Origin of the sequence: Erwinia sp. HDF1-3R (genome assembly GCF_039621855.1) — a bacterium.
Taxonomy (GTDB): Bacteria; Pseudomonadota; Gammaproteobacteria; order Enterobacterales; family Enterobacteriaceae; genus Erwinia.
Map to the genome: position 1 here is coordinate 1,255,253 of NZ_CP155071.1, position 20,453 is coordinate 1,275,705.

The following is a 20,453-nucleotide window of genomic DNA, read 5'->3' on the forward strand; positions in this document are numbered from 1 at the left end:
GTTCCCTTGAAAAAGGAGGGGTGGATGCGGCGTCCGGGACGCGTTTACAGGCAATATCAGTTAATAGCCGCTATTGCTGCGTCACATTAGCATTGTCTATTTTTTTATCAAGAGAGCAGAGTATAAAATACTGAATAAAAGTGTGGCTCAGCCCTTTGCCGCTGTGCTTTGGCCAAACGGGTAATATTGTCATTCGCTTATTTCGCTGTATACTTATCCAGTACAGTTGGAGGGGGATATGCGGAAGATCATTCACGTCGATATGGACTGCTTTTATGCCGCAGTAGAGATGCGCGACGATCCCAGCCTGCGCAATATCCCGATAGCCATCGGCGGCAGCCATCTTAAGCGGGGGGTGATCAGCACCGCCAACTACCCGGCGCGCAAGTTTGGCGTACACAGCGCCATGTCCACCGCGATGGCGCTTAAGCTCTGCCCGCATCTTAAGGTGGTGCCTGGCCGTTTCGATGCCTACAAAGAAGCCAGCGCCCATATTCGTGAAATATTCTCGCGCTATACCTCCCTGATTGAGCCGCTCTCTCTGGATGAAGCCTATCTTGACGTCACCGACAGCCTGCACTGCCACGGCTCAGCCACGCTGATGGCGCGCGAAATTCGCCAGACCATCAGTCGGGAGCTGAATCTGACCGCCTCGGCAGGGGTAGCGCCGGTGAAATTTGTCGCCAAAATTGCCTCCGATCTGAATAAACCCGACGGGCAGTTCGTGATAACCCCTGATGAAATATCGCAGTTTCTGCTGACGCTGCCGCTGGCGAAGATCCCCGGCGTCGGCAAGGTGACGGCCAAAAAGCTGGAGGAAATGGGGCTGATGACCTGCGGCGACGTGCAGAAGACCGATCTTGCCGCGCTGCTCCGGCGCTTTGGCAAGTTTGGCCGGGTGCTGTGGGAGCGCTGTAACGGCATTGATGAGCGGGAGGTGGTCACCGATCGCCTGCGCAAATCCCTCGGCGTTGAGCGTACCCTGTCGGAGGATATCCACAGCTGGGAAGAGTGCCTGAAAATTATCGACTTCCTTTATGAGGAGCTGGAGCGCCGCCTGATTAAAATTAAGCCGGACCGGCTGATTGCCCGCCAGGGCGTCAAGCTAAAGTTTAATGATTTCCAGCAGACCACGCAGGAGCACGTCTGGCCCGAGCTGAATAAAGACGACATGATTGCGGTGGCGAAGAAGGCCTGGGAGGAGCGGCGAAGTGGGCGCGGCGTCAGGCTGGTCGGGCTGCACGTGACGCTGCTCAATCCCCAGATTGAACGTCAGCTGCTATTGGGTTTATAGCGGGTAAGAGCGGGCAGCAACAGGGGCAGGCGCACGGCCCGCAGGGAAGCGGCAGGCGGAACAGGGTCCGCCTGCCGGTCAGGCTTATTTCGCCGGGATAGCCTTAAGCAGCGCCGTCAGCAGCTGCCAGTAGAGGCCCACGCTGGCAATATGGACCTGCTCATCCGGCGAATGTGGCCCGGTGATGGTTGGCCCGATGGAAACCATATCCATGTCCGGATAGGGCTTTTTAAACAGACCGCACTCCAGACCCGCGTGGATCACCTGAATGTTTGGCGTTCTGCCAAACAGCTTTTTGTAGGTTTCCCCCACCAGCGCCATCACCGGCGAAGTTGCGTCCGGCTGCCAGCCAGGATAGCTGCCTTTCGCCCGCGCCGTGGCGCCGGCCAGTTCAGCCAGCGCGGTCAGGGTTTCCACCACGTACTCTTTACCGCTGTCGATCAGCGAACGGATCAGGCTGTTGATTACCGCTTCGTTTTCGCGGATCGCCACCACGCCGACGTTTAGCGAGGTTTCGACCACGCCCTTTACTACGTCAGAGTTGCGGATAACGCCGTTTGGCGTACTGTTCAGCAGCGCGATAAAGGCGTCGCGGCTGGCTGCGGTCAGCGCCGGGCCACTGGCCGCCACGTTCTCCACCACCAGATTAATGTTCTTCTCTTTCAGCGCCAGCTCGCTTTTTAGCGTCTCCAGATAGTGCAGTGCCTTGCTTTTCAGCACGTCCAGCCTGTCTGCCGGGACGGCGAGCGTCGCCGTGGCCTCACGCGGGATAGCGTTACGCAGCGTACCGCCGGTAAAGTCGACCAGGCGCAGATCCAGTGCCTTAGCCTGGGTGAACAGAAAGCGGGCCAGCAGCTTGTTAGCGTTACCCAGGCCGACGTGAATATCACAGCCGGAGTGGCCGCCCTTCAGGCCCTTAAGGGAGAGCTGAATATGCGCGAAGCCTTCGGGTACCGCTTCACGGTCGATCGGCAGCGTCGCGGTAAAATCAATGCCGCCCGCGCAGCCCATGTAGATTTCACCCTCTTCTTCCGAATCGGTGTTAATCAGGATGTCTGCCTGCAGCCAGTTGGGCTGAAGGCCAAACGCACCCGCCATGCCGGTCTCTTCGGTCATGGTCAGCAGCACTTCCAGCGGGCCGTGCTCAACGTTTTTATCCGCCAGCACCGCCAGCGCAGAGGACAGGCCAATACCGTTATCCGCGCCCAGCGTGGTGCCGCGCGCCTTAACCCATTCGCTGTCGATCCACGGCTGGATGGGATCTTTCGTGAAGTCGTGAACCGTGTCGTTGTTTTTCTGCGGCACCATATCCAGGTGCGCCTGCAGCGCCACCGGCTTCAGATTTTCCAGCCCGGCGGTGGCAGGTTTGCGGATCAAAATATTGCCCACTTCATCGCGTTCGGCCCAGAAGCCCTGTTCTTTCGCCCAGCCCAGAATGTACTGCGCCAGGGCTTCTTCATGATAAGAGGGGTGCGGAATAGAGCAGACTTTGGCAAAGATATCCCACAGCGGCTGTGGTGACAGTTGAGATAATTCAGACACGATAACTCTCCTGTGCCAGCACCATCGTTTAGCATGAGCCGTGGATGGCGAGCAAGATTAGCGGTTAAACAGCTCGCGTCAGCGGATCTGACGCTGTTGGCAAAGAATATCATCGTTTCAACGGGGATGCTTACTTCGCAACAGCAAAAAAGCGGGCTGGAGGCCGATCGGTGCTGGTTTTTAGCGCCTCAGATCTCTATAATTCCGCGCAACCTCACCCATAGTACATTTTTAAGCCAACACCACTGGTCGGGACACCTTTATGAGCGAAAAATACATCGTCACCTGGGACATGCTGCAGATCCATGCCCGTAAACTGGCTCAGCGCCTGCTTCCCGTTGAGCAGTGGACAGGCATTATCGCGGTCAGCCGCGGCGGACTGGTTCCCGCTTCCCTGCTGGCCCGTGAGCTGGGTATTCGCCATGTGGATACCGTGTGCATCTCCAGCTACGATCACGACAATCAGCGTGAAATGAAAATCCTTAAGCGCGCTGAAGGCGACGGTGAAGGCTTTATCGTCATTGACGATCTGGTGGATACCGGCGGTACCGCGCAGGCGATCCGCGAGATGTATCCGAAAGCCCACTTTGTGACCATTTTCGCCAAGCCTGCCGGTCGCCCGCTGGTTGACGACTATGTGGTTGATATTCCGCAGAACACCTGGATTGAACAGCCGTGGGATATGGGCGTGGCCTATATTCCGCCCATTGTTAAAGGCTGATTGATCCCGGTCAACGCAACGCCCGGTTCTGCCGGGCGTTGCTGTTTTTACGGTTAGCGCAGCCGCAGGGCCTGGGGTAGACTGGTCCCATGCCCTGTGCGCCGGAGGACCGCCACGCTATGTCACCGAAAAATCTGAGCGAAGAGCTGTTCAAACCGCGCTTCAAACACCCTGAAACCTCATCCTTAGTGCGTCGCCGACATCTGCATAAGCCGCTGCCGGTTCATTCCGCGCTGGAGGGGGAGAGTCACGCTGGCTGGTACCGGATGATTAACCGCGTACTCTGGACGTGGCGCGGCCTGCCGCCGCTTGAGATCGGCGAGGTGCTTGCCAGAATCGCCAACAGCCGCGCGGAGCACACCGATGAAAGCCTGCTGGATACGGTGATCGGCTATCGCGGCGGCAACTGGATTTACGAGTGGTCTTCCCAGGCGGCGCAGTGGCAGCAACGGGCCAGCGCCGCCACCCGCGATGAAGAGGCGGGGCGCTGCTGGCTGCATGCCGCCAATTTGCTCGGCGTGGCGGGCTACCCGCATCTGAAAGGCGATGAGCTGGCCGACCAGGCGCAGCTGATGGCTAACCGCGCCTACGAAGAGGCCACAAAGCGTCTGTCGGGCGAGCTGAGAGCGCTGACGTTCGCTATCCCCGGCGGCAGCCCGATTGAGGGCTTTCTGCATATGCCCGCAGGCGTCAGTGCGCCTTATCCTACGGTGCTGCTGTGCGGCACGCTGGACGCGCTGCAAACCGACAGCTATCGCCTGTTTCATGACTACCTTGCCCCGCGCGGGATCGCCATGCTAACCATCGATATGCCTTCAGTGGGGTTTTCGTCGAAGTGGACACTCACCCAGGACACCAGCTTTCTGCACCAGCAGGTGCTGCGTCAGCTGGAAAATGTACCCTGGGTCGATCACACCCGCGTGGCGGCCTTCGGCTTCCGCTTTGGCGCTAACGTGGCGGTGCGGCTGGCCTATCTTGAGTCACAGCGTCTGCGCGCGGTCGCCTGCGTCGGCCCGGTGGTGCATCATCTCCTCAGCGATAGCGTGCTCCAGGACCAGGTGCCGGAGATGATGATGGACGTGCTCGCCAGCCGCCTGGGCATGATGAACGCGGCGGACTCAGCCCTGCGCGCCGAGCTGGGCCGATACTCCCTGAAAACCCAGGGGCTGCTGGGCAGACGCACCACCACGCCGCTGCTTTCCGCCTTCTGGCCGAACGACCTCTTCAGCCCGGAGGAGGAGTCGAAGCTGATTGTGCAATCCTCCAGCGACGGCAGGCTGCTACCGGTATCGCTGACGCCGGCGATGCGTAACTTCGATAAGGCTTTACGTGATATTGTTGACTGGATAGCAAAGCGGTTGCTGCGATGATTTGCTATAGTTCAGCACTTTCCTGCTCCTGAGCGGGGTGATAACAGGCTCAATGATGGAGGTTTTACAATGACGTTACCAAGTGGGCATCCTAAGAGCCGCTTAATGAAGCGCTTTGGTTCTCTGGGACCCTATATCCGTGAAGCTAAGTGCGAAGGCGATCGCTTTTTCTTTGACTGCCTGGCCGTTTGCGTCAATGTGAAACCGGCACCGGAGCTGCGTGAGTTCTGGGGCTGGTGGATGGAGCTGAATGCTGAAAGCGACCACTTCACCTACGAATACTACTTTGGTCTGTTCGACAAAGAAGGAAACTGGAAGCCGAGCGCCATTAAGGGTAAGGAAAACAACGAGCGACTGGAAGAGACGCTGCGTAATTTCCACGTGCGTCTTAAAGCGCTGCTGGAAGAGCTGGAGCTGGGCCTGAAGCCCGCCGCCGACTTTGCGGATGAACCGGTTAAGCTGACCGCCTGACGAGGAAACAGGGCTGGACATTGCCAGCCCTGTTTTATCTGTCATGAGGGTAATATTCAGAACTGATAGACAATTCCTACCGCCACCACATCGTCATTCTTCAGACCCAATTTGTTGTCGCTGGAAAGCTGGTTGATTTGGTAATCGACATAGGTATTCATGTTCTTATTGAAATACCAGGTGGCGCCCACATCAACATATTTCACCAGGTCAACGTCGCCCAGGCCTTCGATGTCTTTACCTTTGGTCTGTACCCAGCCCAGGGAAGGACGCAGGCCGGAGTCGAACTGATACTGTGCAACCAGTTCGATATTCTGTGCCTTATTCGCTGCGCCAGAAACAGAGGTTTTCACGTTATTGATGACCGCTGTACCGCTGATGGGCGTCATATTCCGCGTTTCGGTGTAGATCGCCGCCAGATAAACGCTGTTAGCATCATATTTCAGGCCCGTTCCCCACGAATCCGCTTTATCACCCTTGCCCCAGCGGCGAGCGGTCTGCTGGTCGGTGCGGTCAGAAGAGGTGTAAGCCCCGCTGATACTCACGCCCGTATTGCCCAGCGCATACGCGGTAGAGGCGCCGTAACCATCACCGTTCTGGCGGCTCACATCGGTGCGAGAATTAGCCGAGCCGGCGTCGTTTTTACCCTGGTATTGCAAAGCAAACTTAAGGCCGTCAACCAGCCCGAAGAAGTTGCTGTTGCGGTAGGTCGCTACACCGCTGGTGCGCTGAGTCATATAGTTGTCGGAGCGCATGGTTGCGCCGCCGCCAAACTCCGGCAGCATATCTGTCCAGGCTTCAACGTCGTAAAGCACGCCATAGTTTCGACCATAATCGATGGAACCAAAAGGACCGAACTTTAGCCCGGCAAAGCCCAGGCGCGTTTTGTTCCCCGTATTGGCATCAGAACCTTCAGAGTTGCTGGCGTTAAAGTGGTATTCCCACTGGCCGTAACCGGTCACCAAATCGTTAATCTGCGTCTGGCCCTTAAAGCCCATGCGCACGTAGGATTTGTCCCCGCTGTATCCCGCGTTGTCGCTAAAATAGTGCAGGCCTTTGACTTTCCCGTAGAGATCTAATTTATTACCGTCTTTGTTATAAACTTCCGCGGCCTGAGCAGAAGAGGATAAAGCCAGTGCTGTGATTAAAAAGGTCAGTGCTGTGTTCTTCATTTTGCTATCAATCCCGAATGTCTGAATATTATTTTGGCTTCCAGAGTGCTCTGAACGCAGAGACGTTCTACAGGATGAATATGATATTTTTATTACATATTTACACATTTGGAATTAAAATGAATTACTTAACGGGTTTGAAATAAGGCTGTTTTTTGCCTTTTTCCCGCTCCCCTGTTGGCTTCCAGCACCACACCTGATAAAACGTCTTCTTGCAGACCTCTCACGTAACGGCAGGAAATAATGAGCAGCAGCCAGACCCTGGTAGTGAAACTGGGGACCAGCGTATTAACCGGCGGATCGCGTCGGCTGAACCGGGCACATATCGTCGAACTGGTGCGTCAGTGTGCGCAGCAGCACGCGGCGGGCCACCGCATTGTGATTGTGACCTCCGGGGCGATGGCCGCCGGACGTGAGCATCTTGGCTACCCGGAACTGCCGCCGACCATCGCCTCAAAGCAGCTGCTGGCTGCGGTGGGGCAGAGCAGGTTGATTCAGCTGTGGGAGCAGCTGTTCTCTATTTACGGCATCCACATTGGGCAGATGCTGCTGACCCGCGCCGACCTTGAAGATCGCGAACGCTTTCTGAATGCGCGGGATACGCTGCGGGCACTGCTGGATAACCACATCGTGCCGGTGATCAATGAAAACGACGCGGTTGCCACGGCGGAAATCAAAGTGGGCGATAACGATAACCTCTCAGCGCTGGCGGCGATTCTGGCCGGTGCGGATAAGCTGCTGCTGCTGACCGATCAGCAGGGGCTGTTTACCGCCGATCCGCGTAACAACCCGTCAGCGGAGCTGATCCGCGACGTGCACGGCGTTGACGATGCGCTGCGCGCGCTGGCGGGTGACAGCGTTTCTGGTCTGGGCACCGGCGGCATGACCACCAAGCTACAGGCAGCGGATATCGCCTGCCGGGCGGGCATTGATACGATTATCGCCGCCGGTAGCCGTGCAGGCGTCATTGGTGACGTCATCGCCAGCAACCCGGTCGGTACCCGCTTTCACGCGCTGGAAACGCCGCTTGAGAACCGCAAGCGCTGGATCTTCGGCGCGCCGCCAGCGGGCGAAATCACCGTCGACGACGGTGCGCTTTCGGCGATCCTCGAGCGGGGCAGCTCGCTGCTGCCAAAGGGCATTCGCGATATCGGCGGCAACTTCTCACGAGGCGAAGTGATCCGTATCCGCAGCCTCCAGGGGCGGGATGTGGCGCACGGCGTCAGCCGCTACAACAGCGATGCGATGCGCATGATTGCCGGGCATCACTCCCAGCGAATCAGCGAAATTTTAGGTTATGAATATGGTCCGGTTGCCGTTCACCGCGATGATATGATCGTCAGCTAAGGAGCAGGGCATGCTGGAAGAAATGGGTAAAGCCGCGAAAGCGGCATCTTATGCGCTGTCGGTGCTCTCCACCGCAGAGAAAAACCGGGTCCTGATGACCATCGCCGACCGCCTGGAAGCGCAGAGCGCTGAAATCCTCACCGCAAATGAGCGCGATCTGGCCGACGCGCGCCAGAACGGCCTGAGCGAAGCGCTGCTGGATCGCCTGATGCTCAACCCGGCACGGCTGAAAGCCATCGCCGACGATGTGCGCCAGGTCTGCCGCCTGGCCGATCCGGTCGGCGTGGTGCTGGACGGCGGCCTGCTGGACAGCGGCCTGCGCATTGAGCGTCGCCGCGTGCCGCTGGGCGTGGTGGCGGTTATTTATGAAGCGCGCCCCAACGTCACTATCGACGTCGCCGCGCTCTGCCTGAAGACCGGCAACGCCTCTATCCTGCGCGGAGGGAAGGAAACCTGGCGCACTAACGGCGCAACGGTTCGCGTTATTCAGGACGCGCTGCGTCAGCATGGTTTACCGGCCGGGGCCGTCCAGGCGATTGAAAGCCCCGATCGCGAATGGGTTAATCAGCTGCTGAAGCTGGATCGCTATGTGGATATGCTGATCCCTCGCGGCGGCGCGAATTTACATAAGCTGTGCCGCGAACAGTCGACCATCCCGGTGATCACCGGCGGCATTGGCGTCTGCCACATCTTTGTCGACAGCGATATCGAGCAGCAGGCGGCGCTGAAGGTGATTATCAACGCCAAAAAACAGCGCCCCAGCGCCTGTAATTCACTGGAGACGCTGCTGGTTCATGCGGACGTGGCAGAAAGCTTCCTGCCCGTGCTGAGCCACAGCATGGCGGAGGCGGGCATCAGGCTTCACGCCGACCCGCGCTCGCTGCCGCTGCTGCAAAACGGCCCGGCCGACGTTACCCCGGTCACCGACGCCCAGCTGCGCGACGAGTGGCTGTCGCTGGATCTGAACGTGGTGCTGGTGGACTCTCTGGATCAGGGCATCGCGCACATTCGCGAATATGGCACCCAGCATTCGGATGCGATCCTCACCCGCAGCCTGCACAACTCAAACCGCTTTGTGAATGAGGTCGACTCCTCGGCGGTGTACGTTAACGCCAGCACCCGCTTCACCGACGGCGGTCAGTTTGGCCTGGGCGCAGAGGTGGCGGTCAGCACGCAGAAGCTGCATGCGCGCGGCCCGATGGGTCTGGAGGCGCTCACGACCTATAAATGGATAGGTTTTGGCAGCGATACCGTGCGCGGTTAACGCTTTAGCATCATAACCACCGGCGCCAGGTGCGCAGGGAGAGTCAAGTATGGTAACGTTTTCACAGCTTTTTCCCTTCGCCGCCATCGCCCTTGGGCTGGTGCTGACGCCGGGGCCAAATATGATCTACCTGATTTCCCGCTCGCTGTGCCAGGGCCGCCGCGCGGGTTATATCTCGCTAAGCGGCGTGGCGCTAGGCTTTATATTTTATATGCTCTGTGCCGCAATGGGCATCACCGCCCTGATTATGGCGGTGCCGCTGGCGTACGACGCGCTGCGCATTGCCGGGGCGCTTTACCTGCTGTATATGGCCTGGCAGGCGATATTCGGCGGCAGATCGCCCTTTCAACTGCGCAACCTGCCGCCCGACAGCGATCCTAAGCTCTTCACCATGGGCCTGCTGACCAACCTGTTAAACCCCAAAACCGCCGTCATCTACCTCAGCCTGCTGCCGCAGTTTATCCGTCCCGAACAGGGGCAGGTGCTGATGCAGTCGCTTATACTCGGCTTCACCCAGATTGTGACCAGCATTATCGTCAACAGTATGATTATCTTCGCCGCCGGCACTATCGCCACCTTTCTCGCCCAGCGCCCCGGCTGGCAGAAGCTCCAGCGCTGGATAATGGGCACGGTACTGGCAGGCCTGGCGGTCAGAATGGTTATGGAGGGAAGGAAGTAGGGTAGTGAGTGGGGGAAGTAAGTTGGGAGCAGAGAAAGAGCAGCAGGTGAGTGGGGGAAGTAAGTTGGGGGTAGAGAAAGAGCAGCAGGGTAGGGAGGGAGGAGAATCCCCCGAGGTTTGCCTTGCCGCCAGATGAAAAAAGCGGCGACTGATTCGCGCCCCCTTGACTCCCCGGGCATTTTTTCTTAACGTAACGCCCCGTAGTTCACCTCCCCAAGCCGATATAGCTCAGTTGGTAGAGCAGCGCATTCGTAATGCGAAGGTCCCAGGTTCGACTCCTGGTATCGGCACCATAAAATCAATCAGTTACGAAATCCTCTGTCATAACGCTTCTCATTTTTTCTCTCGCATACTTACTGGCGTACTTATTTAGCACGGTACAGACCCCTTACCATAACCTCCCCTGAAAGCGTTAGCCTTTGACCATTGGCTAAATGTTGATGTTGCATATAGTGGTGTAACGACATAAAGACCGGGCAACATAATGACAAAAAAAGAAAAAATGCTGGCGCTGAGAAAGCGGTTCAACCTTGATAGCTATGATGCCTTACTGGATCTTAACGTGGATGAGCTTCGCCAGGAGTTCAGGTACAGCCAGCAAATATATTTAAATTTTGAGTCAACCATTGAACAGCAGTTTGCAACGCTTAACCAAAATCAGGAAGAACAGATATTCTCAGGCCACCCGATACTCACCGCTTCGTTAGGTGAGAACAATCATGCAGTCGGGGAGCATAATCTGGAAAGCGATTACCACATTAAACATTTTCAGGTTAGCTTAACCCAAAGGGGCATTCACATCTGCTTTTCCGAAACCTCTACCCATTGACTTACTGTGGTCAACTTTAAGGGCTAGAATGTCAATATGATACTTTTAAATATTCATTTTATAATTACTCTAGTGCTGCTATTTTTAAATATATCACGTAAATATTGTGACACTTTGAATTTGTCAATGGGGTGTTTAAATATAGCATGGAAATTCTTGGCACCTGCTTCACTAGACGCTTTATCATTAACTGTAATTACCAGTTCTACATCGTTTAGTTCAACATATTCTATTGCTGAGGCGATTTCATATTTAGTAGATTCATTCTGAAACCCAATACATTCATCAACAGATAAACTATCTTCGTCAAATCTGCCGATGATTAAGAAATTTTTAGGGTCGTTTTTGTCATCACCGACAGCCAGTGTAAGCACATCGTCTTCATCAATGCAGTCAACACAAACAGCTTCGATTTTTTTAGTAGAATTCATTGATTATTCCTTAACCAGAACAACTTCTGGCTCTTGTTGATTTTTTACCAGCAGCAGACCAGACATTTCTTTCACCGTTTTCGTCAGGCCATGTATAAACGACATCTGAACCAGTATTCAATTTAAATGTGTTCATTTTTCCCCGGCATGAAGTACAGGGAGGGTATTGGCCATCAATAACCAATTTATCTCCCGGCAAAGCAATCTGATCTAACTCGCGTGTTATCCGCACTTCTGTATGAGTCGCTAGTGAACTTTGTAGGAAGCCAAGAGCCTTTTCTTCTGGTGTCATATTGCCACTTTGCCATATGCCCTGGGCTTTTACATTGCCATCAGAATCAAATAACGTGGCATTGGCGGTATGTGTACCTTTACCTGAACCAAATGATAGCCCCCACGGATCAATCCACCCCAGCGGATTCGGAGCATACTGATAAAAATTCCAGCCACCTGCAAGCCCTATCGGGTCCAGTACCGTAAAGCGTCCGACATGCGGATCGTAATACCTGAAAAGATTATAGTGCAGTCCCGTTTCGCTGTCAGCGTACTGCCCGGCATAGCGCAGTGGCTGATGGTGTAGGGCAGTTTGCTGCGCGATTTTGTGAAAACCTTCCGTCTGCCGGGCGACGTCACCGAAGCTACCGTAGTGCCCACTCCAGCGCAGTTCGCCGCTTTCATCGGTAATTTCCAGCGGTGCACCGTTCAGATCGGTACTGAACCAGAGAATCTCTCCGCGACTGTCGTCACACAAATGGTCAACCCGCGCGAGCGGGCTGTATGCCTCTTTGGGGTCGTATATGTATGTCTGATACTGACCGTTCTGCTGCTGCTCCTGTAACAGTCGGAAGCCCTGCCACAGGAAGTGGGTCTCAGTAGTGCCACGCTGTGTGGTGACGGTTTTACGGGTACGACGACCCAGGGCATCATAATGGTAGTGCGCGGTAAAGCGGCCTTCTGGTCCATTGCCCTCAGCCCGTATCAGCCGGTTTTCCGCGTCATATTCGTAATGCTGTTCATGCAGCCCGCTGCGGCGGCTGACCAGATTGCCCCACCCGTCGTATTTCATAAACAGATCCTGCCAGTGCATCAGGCGGTTGTCCGTCAGCGGCAGGGCAGGCAGGCCATCGTCCGGCAGGAGGTTATCCGCAGCGTCGTAGCGGAACGTCCTGGTGCTGTGCTCCGGGCGGGCTTCGTAGTGCCTGAGAAGACGACCTTCCTCATCATAGCCATAAATCGTGCTGCCACGCAGCGTGTCGCTGACGTCAGAGAGTTCCCCCCGCCCGGTGTAGTTAAAGGCGCGTTCGAAGATTGCCTGTTCCGGCAGGTTGGGTGCTAAGCCGCCGATACTGCGTTGCAGGGTACGTCTGCCCAGACTGTCATACTGGCGGGTCTGTTCACGGGTTCCCTAAGTGCGGAACACTTCCCGGTGCAGGCGGTCGCGGGTGAATTCGCTGACCGTCTGCTGATTAAAGCAGATGGCGCTGACGTGACCGGAGCCGTAGTGCAGCCAGCTTATCTGCTGCCCGCCGGGCAGGGTCAGCGCGGTAAGATTACCCAGAACGTCATACGCAGAATGCAGCTCACCGTTCACCCCCTGCTCACTGAGCAGTTTTCCTGTCGCATCAAAGGTAAACTGAATTTTGTCCTCTTCAATACCCAGCGCCATACCTGCTGCGGTCGGCGTGCGCGTCAGGCCGGTAAGCTTCCCGCTGTTGTCACGCTGGTAATGGTACCGGGCATCGCGGGTTGTCCGGGAGGTCAGCAGTCCGCTGCTGTCATAGCTGAACTTCTGAGCGCGTCGTGGGATGCCGCCATCGTCATCTGGTCTGCCGCTTTCCAGCAGGGTGGTGAGCAGTCCCCGTTCATTCCATTCCATCTGCCGGGATGTATCGTCCGGGCGGACTTCGCTCAACGGTCGGCCTGTCGGGTCATACGTAAACCGGTACTCACCGCCGTTGCCGTTTTCCAGACGCAGCAAATTGCCTCTCGGGTCATAGTGCCAGCGTCGGCTGACGCCGTTGCTACCGGTCTGACTGAGCGGCTGGCCCAGGCGGTTATACTGTAAGTATCCCACCTTAATCGGCCAATTCGCGGTAATGATAAAATGTATCACGTGAAACGCCCATGATTTTACAGGTTTTCGATACATTGCTGGATTCTTCAGCCAGATTAAGCAAACCAGCTTTATATTGACTGAAATCGCCGCTGTGGGGATTATTTATAAATAAAAAATTCACAGGTTATTTCATTGAAATCATAATCTATTTGAATGTAAAATGAAAAGTCTTCTGCTATTAGCCTTATTTCATCTGACTCCATTTTTTCAAAATCATAATGAGAGTTTATATATATTATACCATCAACTTTGTAAGCTCCAAGAAATTTCCATTCTTCATCTAATAGCATGTAAATTTTTTTTGTGGTTATCCCCCCCCCTACTAAATCAATTAGATTGTACATATTTGTCAGTTCTATTTTTTTTCTTGATATTTCTTCTATTTCATTTAGTTTTTCTATTATTAAGTCAGTATCTTCAAGGCTCATGAAGTTTGAGGTGTTTACAGGATTAAGTGTTAAAGACTCAATTTTTTTATAATACTTATCCTTGAGTAAATTGCCTTGTGCTTTTCTATATAAAAAATCTTTTTTTTGTTTTAGTTCATTCATTTACAGGTACCTTTTGCATAATAAGCTTTACCCTTTCCGTTACGGAGTTGTGGGCGACCATATTTATTAATTCGCGGGTTGCCAGCATCATCAGTTTTTACTGCTCCCGCTTCCCAGTGCGGTTTATCAGGGTGGCTGATGTCCATCGTTTGCTCCTGGACTGATGTCATTCCTGTGCCTCCCCCCGGTTTTTGAGCTTCATAGGAATACTCTCGGCCAGAGTTATTTATTGACTGGCTAAGGGGCTGCTGGCTAGTTGGAATACCACTCTGCCTCATTGCTTCTCTTCGCGCAGCTCTTGAAGTAGAGAAAGGATTGTTTTCACTACCAATATTCTCATTATTAAGCCCCCACGGATCAATCCAGCCCAGCGGATTCGGCGCATACTGATAAAGGTTCCAGCCACCCGCCAGCCCAATCGGATCCTGTACCGTAAAGCGTCCAATCTGCGGATCGTAATACCGGAACAGATTATAGTGCAGTCCGGTCTCGCTGTCAGCGTACTGCCCGGCATAGCGCAGTGGCTGATGGTGCAGGGCAGTTTGCCGTGCAAGTCGGTGAAAACCTTCCGTCTGCCGGGCGACGTCACCGAAGCTACCGTAGTGCCCACTCCAGCGCAGTTCGCCGCTTTCATCGGTAATTTCCAGCGGTGCACCGTTCAGATCGGTACTGAACCAGAGAATCTCTCCGCGACTGTCGTCACACAAATGGTCAACCCGTGCCAGCGGGCTGTATGCTTCATTCGGGTCGTAAATACAGGTCTGGCACTGCCCATTCTGCTGCTGCTCCTGTAACAGGCGGTAACCCTGCCACAGGAAACGGGTTTCGGCTGTTCCGCGCTGGGTGGTGACGGTTTTACGGGTACGACGACCCAGGGCATCATAATGGTAGTGCGCGGTAAAGCGGCCTTCCGGGCCGGTGCCTTCTGCGTGTATCAGCCGGTTTTCCGCATCATATTCGTAATGCTGTTCATACAGGCCGCTACGGCGGCTGACCAGGTTTCCCCACCAGTCGTATTTCATAAACAGATTTTGCCAGTGCGTCAGGCGGTTCTCCGTCAGTGGCAGGGCAGACAGGTCATTATCCGGCAGCAGATTATCCGCAGCGTCGTAGCGGAACGTCCGGGTGCTGTGCTCCGGGCGGGCTTCGTAGTGCCTGAGAAGACGACCTTCCCCATCATAGCCATAAATCGTGCTGCCACGCAGTGTGTCACTGACGTCAGACACTTCTCCGCGCCCGGTGTAGTTAAAGGCGCGTTCGAAGATTGCCTGTTCCGGCAGGTTGGGTGCTAAGCCGCCGATACTGCGTTGCAGGGTACGTCTGCCCATACTGTCATACTGGCGGGTCTGTTCACGGGTTCCCTGAGTGCGTGAGACCTCCCTGTGCAGGCGGTCGCGGGTGAATTCGCTGATGGTCTGCTGGTTAAAGCGGATGGCGCTGACGTGACCGGAGCCGTAGTGCAGCCAGCTTATCTGCTGCCCGCCGGGCAGGGTCAGCGCGGTAAGATTACCCAGAACGTCATACGCAGAATGCAGCTCACCGTTCACCCCCTGTTCAGTGAGCAGTTTTCCTGCCGCATCAAACGTAAACTGAACGTCATCTGCTTCGATACCCAGCGCCAGGCCTTCAGCAGTCGGTGTGCGCGTCAGGCCGGTAAGCTGCCCGCTGTTGTCACGCTGGTAATGGTACCGGGCATCGCGGGTTGTCCGGAAGGTCAGCAGGCCGCTGCTGTCATAGCTGAACTGCTGAACACGCCGGGGAATGCCGCCATCGTTGTCCGGTCTGCCGCTTTCCAGCAGGGTGATGAGCAGTCCCCGTTCGTTCCATTCCATCTGCCGGGTTGTGTGGTCCGGGCGAATCTCATTTAAAGGACGTCCTGAGGGGTCATAGGTAAACCGGTACTCACCGCCGTTGCCGTTTTCCAGACGCAGCAGATTGCCTCGTGCATCATAGTGCCAGCGACGCATGATACCGTTGCGGCCGGTCTGACTGAGCGGCAGGCCCAGGCGGTTATACGTCCAGAGCACGTCGCTTTCCAGCGGGTCACGCCAGGCGGTGAGCTGTCCGTGCTCGTTCCACAACAGCGTTTCCTGACTGCCATCGGCGCGGATAAGAGCTGTAAGCTGGCCTGCATCGTTCCATTTGCGGCGTGTGACGTTGCCTTCTGCGTCCTCGCTGCTCAGGAGTTGCCCGAAGCGGTCATAGGTGAAGCGGGTCATGCTGCCGGAGCAGTCGGTGCGCTGTGTCATCAGCCCCTGGCGGTTCCATTCCAGTAGCACGTCACCGCCACTGGCATCGGTGATGCGGTCCGGCAGCGTTTCTTCTTCATCAGGATAGTGGTAAGTGCTGGTGTGATTCAGTGCGTCGGTTTCCGACAGCAGGCGGCCGTTTAAATCATATGTCGCCTGTGTGGCTGTTGAATCCGGGTAAACCGTGCGGGCGATGCGGTCAGTGTTGCGAAACCAGTAATACTCTGTGGTGCGGCCTGCCGGGTCAGTCTCTGACGTCAGGCGGCCATAGCGGTCCCACTGGCTGTGCCGCATGGCTCCGTCAGGCAGGATGACATCGCATAACTCACCGTTGTGGTAAACAAAGCTGGTCTGGCGACCGTCATAATCTGTGAAACGGGCGACGTTATTATCGTCGTCAACCAGCCAGTCTGCCTGTACGCCATCCTCGCGGGTGGCGCGGCGGGTGCCATTTTCAAAATCGTATTCAAAATCAAGCTGCTCACCCGCGCTGTTGCGGTACGCCACCACGCGCGGCAGACCATCAATGTTCTGCCACAGATATTCATTCACAAGCCCGTTGCCGTCCTCATGACTGCGCAGTAAATCCATTCCGTCCCCGTCGTCATACCAGCCAAAGCGGCGGCGTACCTGACCGCCGCGTCCGGTGACGCTAATCACCCTGGCCTTATCATCGAAGCCGTAGCTGACCAGGCAGATTTCATTATCCAGCCAGGCCCCGGTCAGGCGAACCTGTCCGCTGACGGTTGTGTAGCGGCAGACCACGCGCTGCCCGGCGCTGTCGGTGAGTGAATGCAGGGTATGGTCGTCGTTCCAGTCAAAAAGAATATCGTTACCACAGGGTTCTGTGAGGCGTAGCGGCAGGGAAGGGGCATTTTCGCGTAATGGCTGGTAATGACAGCGTTCGCCGCTGATATCATACACTGACCATGTATCGTCCTGATGGTGTTCCAGACAGCGCTTCTCCGGTTCACAGAAGGTTCGCTGACCTTTCGGAACAGGAGGAAATGACACGTAATCGCCGGACGGTGCACGCCACACCAGCCCGTCCTGATACCGTTCAAGCCGGGTTTCCCAGAAAAGTGACCAGCCACGGCCCAGCACGCTGTCGCCGGGATTGCCACTGCGCCAGTAACGCTGCCAGACCACCGGCAGACGGGAGGGTAATACGAAATCCAGCTCGTCATCACCCGAGAGAAACTTCTGCCCACTGACGATATCCACCGGACGCGCGATGATGCCCACGGCAGCGGCACCGGTCATCAGCACACCAGCGCGGCAGGCGATACGGGCCAGCTTGTTGATACCCGGAATTTTACTGAACAGTCTGCCCAGTGCACCGACTTTGCCAGCCGCTCCACCTGCTCCGCCGAGCAGTCCTGCAAATAACAACGTCAGGTCAGAGGCTTTATACAGTTTTTCAGGGACTTCAGATTGTATGGGCAGGGTCGGCTGCGGCTCACCGCCAATGCGCACGTTCCCTGAACCCGTCATCACTTTGCCGCCACAGGTGGTCTGGTCACCTGTACGGGCAGCCGGCAGGCCGTTAATAAATACGCGTGAGGAACCTTCGGCCATCTGCTGTGAACCACCGTCCTTAGCGCATTCCACCATGCTGTTTGTCGCAACGGCGGCAGGTCTGCCGTTAATGAACACGTTATGAGAGCCGGTGGCGATAACGCCTTCCTTCTGCATGCTGGCCGCGCCCGCATCCGCGATACTGTCCCGTGCTGCCGTCGCCAGTTCACCGGTCAGGTATCCCACCGCCAGGCTGGCCCCGACCAGCAGCACGCCAATGCCGAGACAGGACGCACCGAGACCGGCAATCATCATTGCCCCGGCGGCAATACCACCGGCAGCCGCAATCAGTCCACCGACAATCGTTCCGGCAATCATCCCTGCCAGCGCATGAGAATGGCCGATATCATCGTCCACGCGTGCCGCTTCAAACATAACAACGTTCCTTATTGTCAGGTGTTAAACCGAAAACTGCCGAGGAGTGCCTGAAAGCACTGGCTGTCCATGTCCCTGATTTTTTCCACACGGGACATAGTGAACACCAAAATATGCTTCTCCGCTGTATTAAAGACGGCCTGCTGCTGAAAGACCTTCTGGTTATCACGAAAGTAGCTGGCATGCACACATTCACCGTGTGCAATATTTTCCCCCAGCACGGCTGCCACGCGCAGAGACAGTTTCCATCCTTTAAGATGTTTATCCATGAGCGCTGTCTGGCGGTCGATATAGTCTTGCAGCACCTCTCCATTACTGAGGGTATCTCGTGAGATGTTAAATGCGGGGGCGTTCTCGCCGGGTAGAGTAAAAACATTAACCGTGCGGTCCTGATACTGGTCAGGAAGCGTTATCCGGCCTTCTGTGAACAGACAGGTAGCGTGGCTTTCGGACATTGAGCAGATTCCCTGTGCCTGAGAAAACGTAAGTTTGCCACAGGGTATGCCCACTGGCTATATGCGCAACCGGGTTTTCACTAACCCAAAGCGAGACATAAAAAGACTGACTTCCAGAGAGCAGTGGGTCAGCAAGCATCCTTTTCCCGTCTCACAAATCCATTAATTGATTAAAATCTCTTTGAGTTATTGATCTGTGAAATCGATCGATGTGGTTAAATTGATAGTTATGGCGATTGATAATTTCATGTCGATTGGTAATTAATTGTCTAAATCAATCGATAAATTAACATTGATATTTTATGACTACTAACTGTAATGAATTTTATCGATAAAACCGCTCTGACAGGTTCTTTCTTCAGATCAATTATATCAACTAATTAGATGATATTTGGTGGGGGGGTATGTCAGGATGTCCGTTTGGCGGTACAGGAATCCAGGAGCATCTGTCAGTTTGTAAAGGTTGTGGAGCTGAAAGAGTAAAAGGCCACGTCGCCAGCAGACGATGAAGGAGCTGGCAAAAGACATCTGGAACCGACCGTGGAGTACTGAACGGCGAACGGACTGGCAGCAATGGATAGCGCTGGCGAGAAGTTGCGATGTACCGGTAATGAGAAACATGGCCGGTACAATCAGCAAAAGGTTATACGGGATACTGAATGTCATACGGCATAACGTCTCAAATGGCAATGCTGAAGCCCTGAACAGCTAAATAAGGTTGCTGAGAATAAAAGCCAGAGGTTACCGGAACAGGGAGCGCTTTAAGCTGGGAGTAATGTTCCATTACGGTAAGCTGAATATGAGCTTCTGCGCGTTTTGATTAACCGTTTATTTCTTAATTGGAATATCTTCGTTGATTGAGATTGCCTGTTTTCTTGGAAAATCGTAAGTGATTGGGATTGCCTGTTCTCTTGGATTATCGTAGTTGGTTGAGATCGCATGTTCTACAGAAAATGCAGATCTTTCGGATTGCTTACTTGCTGGAATAGCATCCGAATCGGACGGGGTTGTACTTAATTGATCTTTTAATCGCTGCAAACGCCATTGCTCAAACTCTTCAAATGGAACGAAATCAGTATCATTGTCATCTACAGTGCTGATGGGGGCGGTTAACGGTTTATGGGTATCAGATACATCATGAGAGGCACTCTGTTTCCTGGACGGAACATCATCAAAGTGAACTTTTTTATTCGATTCTCCTACTGAAGCCATGAGTTCTTTGAAGTGAGTATATTCTTCAGCACTCATTCTTAATTTGGGATGCAAAGACGAACATCGCGGCTTGATGTCTGAGGCTTTAACGTTCGTACTGGTTGTAACATATCCGCCAGATGAATGGATATTTTGAGTTGAATTCTTTGAGGTGGATGAGGTATCGACAAAGGAATCGATACTTAAGGTTGAATTACATAAGCATGAATTGATATTAAAAGGCATACGCCCTCCTGATAAGACTGACTGTAAATGAAGGGGGAATAATATCAAGAAACAGAGTTTATCTTATACGTGTTTAACCCCTATAAAGACAATATGAGCGAATTTTTCACACCATAATCGGAGAAGACCCATTTATATACAGTTTTTTGTTGGCCCGGTCGGGAGAACAGTGGGATCAATGCCCAGGATGACACGAAAACCCCTTAAAATGCTATTATCCACACCAGCCGACTGAGGCAGTAACTGACACCCACCTTAACTCCCGGGGATGAATGATGAACAATGACGTACCGCTAAAATTTTATGACATCGTAGATGAGTATTCGACGGAATCTGCAAAGCCGGTAAGCGACCTGGAGCGTGACCCTCTGGCGCGTTATTTCCAGCTGCTAGTCACCCGCTTAATGAATAACGAAGAGATCAGCGAGAGTACACAAACTGAGCTGGCCAGGGAGGCGGGCATCGACGCGCTTCGTATTGATGACATTGCGACGTTTCTGAATCAGTGGGGCAATGAGTAGCTCTTTTAAGACAGCCGATTTTTCAATCCTTTACCCCGCACCCTCAACGCT

The 20,453-nt window shown here is 54.5% G+C and carries 16 protein-coding genes, 1 tRNA gene and 3 pseudogenes; 11 read left to right on the forward strand and 9 right to left on the reverse strand.

The window, feature by feature from the left end:
* Positions 1 to 238 precede the first annotated feature (238 nt).
* Positions 239 to 1,294, forward strand: coding sequence for a DNA polymerase IV (gene dinB, locus AAGR22_RS05605; RefSeq protein ID WP_345830829.1), 1,056 nt, complete (start codon positions 239 to 241; stop codon positions 1,292 to 1,294).
* Positions 1,295 to 1,378: 84 nt separating this feature from the next.
* Here dinB and pepD read toward each other — a convergent pair whose 3' ends face one another.
* The gene (gene pepD / locus AAGR22_RS05610) at positions 1,379 to 2,836 is read right to left on the reverse strand and encodes a beta-Ala-His dipeptidase (protein ID WP_345830831.1); all 1,458 of its coding nucleotides are present in this window, start codon (positions 2,834 to 2,836) and stop codon (positions 1,379 to 1,381) included.
* A 262-nt stretch (positions 2,837 to 3,098) separates the two neighbouring features.
* Between pepD and gpt the strand changes: the two genes are divergently transcribed.
* The 3 genes from gpt to crl all read left to right on the forward strand — a co-directional run bounded on the left by gpt (position 3,099) and on the right by crl (position 5,398).
* Positions 3,099 to 3,557 carry a xanthine phosphoribosyltransferase gene (gpt, locus tag AAGR22_RS05615; protein ID WP_067704917.1) on the forward strand — a complete coding sequence of 153 codons (459 nt, stop codon included), beginning with the start codon at positions 3,099 to 3,101 and terminating at the stop codon, positions 3,555 to 3,557.
* 119 nt (positions 3,558 to 3,676) lie between these two features.
* Positions 3,677 to 4,927: an esterase FrsA gene (gene frsA, locus AAGR22_RS05620; protein WP_345830834.1), complete on the forward strand. Its 1,251-nt coding sequence runs from the start codon at positions 3,677 to 3,679 to the stop codon at positions 4,925 to 4,927.
* Between the two features lie 69 nt (positions 4,928 to 4,996).
* Positions 4,997 to 5,398 (forward strand): sigma factor-binding protein Crl, encoded by a 402-nt coding sequence (crl, locus tag AAGR22_RS05625; protein ID WP_067704923.1) that lies wholly within the window; start codon positions 4,997 to 4,999, stop codon positions 5,396 to 5,398.
* Between the two features lie 56 nt (positions 5,399 to 5,454).
* On the opposite strand, the gene AAGR22_RS05630 is transcribed toward crl, so the two are convergent.
* Positions 5,455 to 6,570 (reverse strand): porin, encoded by a 1,116-nt coding sequence (locus AAGR22_RS05630; RefSeq protein ID WP_345830836.1) that lies wholly within the window; start codon positions 6,568 to 6,570, stop codon positions 5,455 to 5,457.
* A 243-nt stretch (positions 6,571 to 6,813) separates the two neighbouring features.
* Here AAGR22_RS05630 and proB point away from each other — a divergent pair, with 243 nt between their 5' ends.
* The 5 genes from proB to AAGR22_RS05655 all read left to right on the forward strand — a co-directional run bounded on the left by proB (position 6,814) and on the right by AAGR22_RS05655 (position 10,689).
* On the forward strand, positions 6,814 to 7,917 hold the full coding sequence (gene proB / locus AAGR22_RS05635) for a glutamate 5-kinase (protein ID WP_067704940.1): 1,104 nt from the start codon (positions 6,814 to 6,816) through the stop codon (positions 7,915 to 7,917).
* 10 nt (positions 7,918 to 7,927) lie between these two features.
* Positions 7,928 to 9,181: a glutamate-5-semialdehyde dehydrogenase gene (gene proA / locus AAGR22_RS05640; RefSeq protein WP_067704942.1), complete on the forward strand. Its 1,254-nt coding sequence runs from the start codon at positions 7,928 to 7,930 to the stop codon at positions 9,179 to 9,181.
* 49 nt (positions 9,182 to 9,230) lie between these two features.
* Positions 9,231 to 9,860: a LysE family translocator gene (locus AAGR22_RS05645; protein ID WP_345830839.1), complete on the forward strand. Its 630-nt coding sequence runs from the start codon at positions 9,231 to 9,233 to the stop codon at positions 9,858 to 9,860.
* Between the two features lie 217 nt (positions 9,861 to 10,077).
* Positions 10,078 to 10,153, forward strand: a tRNA-Thr gene (locus AAGR22_RS05650).
* Positions 10,154 to 10,344: 191 nt separating this feature from the next.
* On the forward strand, positions 10,345 to 10,689 hold the full coding sequence (locus tag AAGR22_RS05655) for a hypothetical protein (RefSeq protein WP_345830840.1): 345 nt from the start codon (positions 10,345 to 10,347) through the stop codon (positions 10,687 to 10,689).
* A 53-nt stretch (positions 10,690 to 10,742) separates the two neighbouring features.
* Here the strand turns inward: AAGR22_RS05655 and AAGR22_RS05660 are convergent, their stop codons facing one another.
* The 6 genes and pseudogenes from AAGR22_RS05660 to AAGR22_RS05685 form a co-directional block, all read right to left on the reverse strand.
* Positions 10,743 to 11,120, reverse strand: coding sequence for a hypothetical protein (locus AAGR22_RS05660; RefSeq protein ID WP_345830841.1), 378 nt, complete (start codon positions 11,118 to 11,120; stop codon positions 10,743 to 10,745).
* A 10-nt stretch (positions 11,121 to 11,130) separates the two neighbouring features.
* A pseudogene (locus AAGR22_RS05665) lies at positions 11,131 to 13,179 on the reverse strand (RHS repeat-associated core domain-containing protein); the annotation flags it as partial.
* A gap of 19 nt (positions 13,180 to 13,198) precedes the next feature.
* A pseudogene (locus AAGR22_RS05670) lies at positions 13,199 to 13,342 on the reverse strand (helix-turn-helix domain-containing protein); the annotation flags it as partial.
* Entirely contained in the window at positions 13,335 to 13,787 is a 453-nt protein-coding gene (locus tag AAGR22_RS05675; protein ID WP_345830842.1) for a hypothetical protein, read from the reverse strand. The pseudogene AAGR22_RS05670 and the gene AAGR22_RS05675, both read right to left, overlap by 8 nt.
* The gene (locus AAGR22_RS05680; RefSeq protein WP_345830843.1) at positions 13,784 to 17,989 is read right to left on the reverse strand and encodes an RHS repeat-associated core domain-containing protein; all 4,206 of its coding nucleotides are present in this window, start codon (positions 17,987 to 17,989) and stop codon (positions 13,784 to 13,786) included. The genes AAGR22_RS05675 and AAGR22_RS05680 overlap by 4 nt, the downstream gene beginning before the upstream one ends.
* A 17-nt stretch (positions 17,990 to 18,006) precedes the next feature.
* Entirely contained in the window at positions 18,007 to 18,444 is a 438-nt protein-coding gene (locus AAGR22_RS05685) for a DcrB-related protein (protein ID WP_345830844.1), read from the reverse strand.
* A 502-nt stretch (positions 18,445 to 18,946) separates the two neighbouring features.
* On the opposite strand from AAGR22_RS05685, the pseudogene AAGR22_RS05690 reads away from it, so the two are divergent.
* Positions 18,947 to 19,264: pseudogene (locus AAGR22_RS05690) on the forward strand (transposase); the annotation flags it as partial.
* A gap of 8 nt (positions 19,265 to 19,272) precedes the next feature.
* Here AAGR22_RS05690 and AAGR22_RS05695 read toward each other — a convergent pair.
* A complete protein-coding gene (locus AAGR22_RS05695) occupies positions 19,273 to 19,881 on the reverse strand; it encodes a hypothetical protein (protein WP_345830845.1) in 609 nt (202 codons plus the stop codon).
* A gap of 275 nt (positions 19,882 to 20,156) precedes the next feature.
* Between AAGR22_RS05695 and AAGR22_RS05700 the strand changes: the two genes are divergently transcribed.
* Complete coding sequence (locus tag AAGR22_RS05700; RefSeq protein ID WP_067705005.1) at positions 20,157 to 20,402, forward strand: YmjA family protein; 246 nt, start codon at positions 20,157 to 20,159, stop codon at positions 20,400 to 20,402.
* Positions 20,403 to 20,453: the final 51 nt, after the last annotated feature.